A 5,207-nucleotide genomic window follows, 5' to 3' on the forward strand; every position below is an offset into this window, starting at 1 on the left:
ACCCTCAGATCCCGGCCCATCCAGGTGGCGCCATCCAGCTCGTCGATGGCTTTTTGCTCGTCGGCCTCGTTTTCCAGCTCCACAAAAGCAAAGCCGCGCTTGCGGCCCGTTTCCCGATCTACCGGCAGCTTAATTTGCTTGACGGTGCCGTACTCGGCAAACACAAGCCGCAGATCTTCTTCACTGGCCTTGAAGGACAGATTGCCCACAAAAATGGTCATAACGTAGCGAACTCCGAACCTTAACCTTTAGCGCTCAGTTCGGAAGCTCACCTGGTTAGACCATTGGCTCAATCCGAACCTGATGCCAACCACATCTTAGTCTCCCCAACGGCATTTGCAAACTACCTGTCCAAGATCTTTCTCCAAGAATTTGCAGAAGCTTTTTTGAGCTAGGAAATTAAGGATCCCAACTGTTAGCAGCGCTTGCCTTGGCCCAGCGGCTGGCGTTTGGGAATGCCGGGAGAGCGGGGATAGTAAGCTGGTGTGGGGGCAACTTTCTCCACCAGCAGGCAATGCCGTATCCCGTGGCTGCGGGGGGTAGTGAAGGCTTCGACGTGGATCAGCTTCCCCCCCAGGAGAGAAAGGGCTCGCTCCAGAGTTTGGGCTTCTGCCTCGATCCAATGGCCACGGTAGAGGATGGCGCGTCCCCCCACCTTGAGCAGGGGCAGACAATACTCGGCGCAAACCTCTGCCGCTGCCAGGGCTCTGGCCAGGGCCAGATCGTAGCTGCCGCGTTCCTGCGGGTCTTGCCCCCAGATTTCGGCTCGCTGGGCCACCGCCCGCGCCTGGGTCAGGGAGAGCTGCTGCAGGGCCTCTTGCACAAAGGCAATCTTGCGTTGGCTGCTGTCCAGTAGGGTGAAGCTGGCCTGGGGCAGGGCAATTTGGGCCGGGATCCCTGGAAACCCTGCCCCGGTGCCGATGTCGATGCCCCGCCAGGGCCGAGCTTGAATCGCCGCCCAGGATCCCAGCAAGCGTAGGCCCCGCAGCGAGTCCCACAGGTGTTTCTCCCAAAAATCGATGGGAGCGGTGATGCGGGTCAGGTTCTGGGTGCGGTTTCCGGCCATCACCAGGGGATAGAGCTGTTGCAGTTGCTGCCGCTGCGGCTCAGAAGGCTGCCAGCCCAGCTCCGCCAGCCAGCTCTCCCAGAGGGCCTCCAGTTCGGGGGGCTCAGAGGCAGGCGGGGCAGCCTTCTTCATCCCAGGGATCCCAGCCATCGCGATCCCAGTTGCAATCCGGCGGGAATGGCTCGGTCGGCCCAGCCTTTCAGCTCTTGGGTCAAGCCCTGCAAAGATCGGTCGGCGCCCAGCAGCTCCTGGTTCAAGCAAACCAGCTCCTGCAAATCCAGCTCCTGGCAGTTGGCCCAATCTTCTGCCAGCAAGTTGATCGGTTGGGGCTGAGCTTGCAACGGCTGCTGGGCAGCCAACTCCAGCTCTATATCCAAAAGCACCTGCTCCAGCCGTTCTACCCGCTCTTGCATCTGGGCCAATAAGGCCGCCAACTGCTGGCAGCAATGGTGAACCCGCTGAGCATAAACCTTGAGCGGCAGCGTCAGCGGCAGCAACGACTCAGACAACAGTTGAATCAGGTGCTGGGCCTCCAGTTCTTCCAGTTGCAGATCTTGCCAAATGGCATGGTAAAAATGGAGCGAGCGACGACAGGTTTCCAGGCGCTGGTAGCAGGGCTGCAATACAGAGCCGCGCAACTCCTGCAGATAATCGGCCCACAGTTGTCCAGCCTCTACCACCCAACCCGTTTGCAGAAAACTCCACCCCTGGGCCAGCAGCCAACTGATCACCAGGCCTGCCAACAACTGCGGCTTTTGCTGGGCCAGAAAAGGCAGAAGATGCTCTCCCCAAATCGCCAACCCCAGCCAGAGCAGAGCGGCCAAAGCCAAGTGGGGCAAGCTGATCATCTGGGCCAGAAGCTGAGCAGAACCTGCGGATCCCTGGGGAAGTCGGCGCTGCCGCAGCATCCAGATGAGCCCTGCACCCAAGCTGTACAGCCCTCCCCCCAACAGCGGGATCACCACCAACCACAGGGGTTGCCCCCTCCACAGGTGCGGCAATAGCCCAGCCTGGCCCGGCGCATCCCAACTGAGCAAATACAAAGCCAACAAAGCCAAAACCACACCCCACCCCTGCTGCCGTTTGAGGCGGCGGGCCAGCAGGCGGCGGCGACGACGAAGATAGGTTTGAAAGGATTCAGCCACAATGGACATAAAACGATGGATCGCAGATCCCTGCCAATATCCCCACCGGTCTGGATCGCCTCCTTACGATCATAAGTCTTGACTCGGCCCTGGCGTCTCTGGGTTCACTATTGCGATTATTACTGGGAGTCATCGCTTGGCTGGCGGGGCAGGGCTCATCAGACAGTTTTTCAGAGAAGTTCTGTTCTCAAAGCGGGCCTGGGAGAAGCTGTCCAGGACAGGCGGCTGCAAGAAAATCCCCCATCCCTGCTACGATGGAAAGGTCCTTAACGTTTCTTATCCACAGCCAAGTTGGTTTCTTGGTTCGGGTTTTCTCTTCTGCACTGTGCGAGGTTTTGTGAGCGCTTCTGCATCTCTCCTTAGCTCTGACCTGTCTCTCTCCCCCCTCAAGGTGCAGCGCCAGATGATCGTTATTCTCGACTTTGGATCCCAGTACTCGGAGCTCATTGCCCGTCGTATTCGCGAAACCCACGTCTATTCGGAAATCCTTTCCTACCGCACCACTGCTGAACACCTGCGGCAAATGCGGCCCCAGGGCATCATCCTCTCCGGCGGCCCCAACTCGGTCTATGAGCCGGGCGCTCCTGCTTGTGACCCGGAGATCTGGAACTTAGGGATCCCCATCCTGGGCGTATGCTACGGCATGCAGCTCATGGTGCAGCAGTTGGGGGGCAAGGTGGAGCCAGCCCAGAAGGGGGAATACGGCCGTGCCGCCCTGCACATTTTGGATCCCACCGACCTGCTCACCAACTTGCCGGAAAACAGCATCATGTGGATGAGCCATGGGGATGCGGTGACCGAGTTGCCGCCAGGTTTTCACGCCCTGGCTGCCACGGACAACACCCCCTGTGCCGCCATTGCCGATCCCACTCGCCGTCTTTACGGGGTGCAATTTCACCCAGAGGTGGCCCACTCGGAGGCCGGTGCCTTTCTCATTCGCAATTTTGTCTATCACATCTGCGGCTGCGAGCCCACCTGGACAACGGAAGCTTTTCTGGAGGAGGCGATTCGGGAAGTCCGGGCCCGCGTGGGAGACAAGAAGGTGTTGTTGGCCCTTTCGGGGGGGGTGGACAGCTCTACTTTGGCTTTTTTGCTGCACAAGGCCATCGGCGACCAGCTCACCTGCGTCTTCATCGATCAGGGGTTCATGCGCAAGGATGAGCCGCAGCGGCTGCTGCGCCTTTTCCAAGAGCAATTTCACATCCCTGTCCACTACGTGGACGGACAAGAGCGGTTTCTCCGGCAGTTGCAGGGGGTCACCGATCCCGAGGAGAAGCGCAAACGGATTGGGGCAGAGTTTATTCGCGTCTTTGAGGAAGAATCCCAGCGGCTGGGCCCCTTCGAGTACCTGGCCCAGGGTACTCTTTACCCCGATGTGATCGAGTCGGCCAATACCAATGTGGATCCGGTGACCGGAGAGCGCATTGCCGTCAAGATCAAAAGCCACCACAATGTCGGCGGGCTGCCGGAAAATCTGCGCTTTAAGCTGGTAGAACCTCTGCGCAAGCTCTTCAAAGATGAGGTGCGGCAACTGGCCCGCTCGTTGGGTTTGCCGGAAGAAATTGTTGGCCGCCATCCTTTCCCAGGGCCGGGCCTGGCCATCCGCATTGTGGGCGAGGTCACTAAGGAGCGGCTGGAAACCCTGCGCGAGGCGGACATGATTGTCCGCCAGGAGATCAACCGCTCCGGCTACTACCCCAAGCTGTGGCAAGCCTTTGCCGTGCTGCTGCCGGAAGTGCGCTCGGTGGGGGTGATGGGGGATAAGCGCACCTATGCCTGCCCAGTGGTGGTACGACTGGTTACCAGCGAAGATGGTATGACGGCGGATTGGGCCAGGGTGCCCTACGACCTCTTGGCCACCATCTCCAACCGCATCGTCAACGAGGTGCCGGGCATTAACCGCGTCGTTTATGACATCACTTCCAAGCCACCCGGCACCATCGAGTGGGAGTGATGCGGGTCAGGCGGGATCCCTTGCCTCTGGCCTCAAGGCCGGCCTGGATCAATCACCGATGGCCTGCTTCTGGCAGGGAATAGGAAGGGCTTGAGCTGAAGGGCTGAGCGGCTTGGACTTCCATGCGAGCCAGGGTTGTGGCCGCGTCGGCCAGTTGTAGGGCCAGGTTGGCACGGCTAATCGGATCCCGGGCATTCCAGAGATCGTGTCCCAAACAAAACACCCGATAGCGAAAGGCTTTGATCGAGTGCGATGGGATGACTTTGACCGTCATAGCTACAACCTCTTCTCCACAGAGACATGAATCGTCAGCAGAACCCGCTCGGGCTCAAGGTAAACAAATGTTACCAAAACAACCTCATCCTCAGAGGCGATACTTACTGGGCAGGTAGCTTTGGGGGGCTCCACCCGTTCATGCCTTACCCCCACAGTGTATTCTCCAACCGGCAGGTCATCAAATCCAGCATCCGCATAAATCAGCTCGATGGTTTCTTCTGCGATCAACTGCCCCTCTCGCTCCAAGAAACTGAGAAAAGGGATCCCGTCGATGGAAGTGAGGGCGTTGTTGGCCTGGTTGCGGATCATCACAAAAATGTCGGACATAGCTGGGATGCCCTCTCTCAAGGCTCCCCTCGCGAGGCTGCGGGAACGGGGCCCGACGCTTCTAAGCTGCCACCCAGTTCTTAGCCCTGGACGGGCGCAGGGACAAGACAGGCTTGCAACTTTTGCCGCAGCTTGGCCGTATCGAGGTGCTGGCCGATGAGCACCAACTGGTTTTTGGGCTGGCGAGGCCATGCATCGCTGCTGAGGGTGTAGCGCCGACCGCTGAGGTGGAAGATATGTCGCTCTGGGCTTTCTTCAAACCACAGGATCCCTTTGGCCCGAAAGACTGCCTCGGGCAACTCATTGAGAAAGTTCTGGAAGGCGTCTAGAGAAAAAGGCTGATCGCTCTCAAAAGCTAGGGAGTTAAAACCATCAACCTCGATGTGGCTGCGGTGCGAGTGGCCATGCTCGTGGCTGTGTTCGTGGTCGTGCTCATGGT

7 protein-coding genes are annotated in these 5,207 nt (G+C 59.0%); 1 reads left to right on the plus strand and 6 read right to left on the minus strand.

Annotated elements, in window-relative coordinates; translation table 11 throughout:
* From NW853_RS10715 to NW853_RS10725, 3 genes are all read right to left on the minus strand, one after another.
* The coding region (locus tag NW853_RS10715; RefSeq protein WP_414334213.1) for an RNA recognition motif domain-containing protein at window positions 1–221 on the minus strand (221 nt) is incomplete at its 3' end.
* Window positions 222–415: 194 nt separating this feature from the next.
* Complete coding sequence (gene rsmG / locus NW853_RS10720; RefSeq protein WP_414349005.1) at window positions 416–1,198, minus strand: 16S rRNA (guanine(527)-N(7))-methyltransferase RsmG; 783 nt, start codon at window positions 1,196–1,198, stop codon at window positions 416–418.
* On the minus strand, window positions 1,195–2,220 hold the full coding sequence (locus NW853_RS10725) for a hypothetical protein (RefSeq protein ID WP_414349006.1): 1,026 nt from the start codon (window positions 2,218–2,220) through the stop codon (window positions 1,195–1,197). The genes rsmG and NW853_RS10725 overlap by 4 nt, the downstream gene beginning before the upstream one ends.
* Window positions 2,221–2,614: 394 nt before the next feature.
* Here NW853_RS10725 and guaA point away from each other — a divergent pair, with 394 nt between their 5' ends.
* Entirely contained in the window at window positions 2,615–4,165 is a 1,551-nt protein-coding gene (gene guaA / locus NW853_RS10730; RefSeq protein ID WP_414334239.1) for a glutamine-hydrolyzing GMP synthase, read from the plus strand.
* A gap of 52 nt (window positions 4,166–4,217) precedes the next feature.
* Here the strand turns inward: guaA and NW853_RS10735 are convergent, their stop codons facing one another.
* The 3 genes from NW853_RS10735 to NW853_RS10745 all read right to left on the minus strand — a co-directional run.
* Complete coding sequence (locus NW853_RS10735; protein WP_414334207.1) at window positions 4,218–4,439, minus strand: hypothetical protein; 222 nt, start codon at window positions 4,437–4,439, stop codon at window positions 4,218–4,220.
* A gap of 2 nt (window positions 4,440–4,441) precedes the next feature.
* On the minus strand, window positions 4,442–4,768 hold the full coding sequence (locus tag NW853_RS10740; RefSeq protein WP_414334206.1) for a hypothetical protein: 327 nt from the start codon (window positions 4,766–4,768) through the stop codon (window positions 4,442–4,444).
* 80 nt (window positions 4,769–4,848) lie between these two features.
* On the minus strand, window positions 4,849–5,207 hold a 359-nt coding region (locus NW853_RS10745), incomplete at its 5' end, for a GTP-binding protein (protein WP_414334204.1).

Source organism: Synechococcus sp. H55.11, assembly GCF_047462475.1.
Lineage (GTDB): Bacteria > Cyanobacteriota > Cyanobacteriia > Thermostichales > Thermostichaceae > Thermostichus.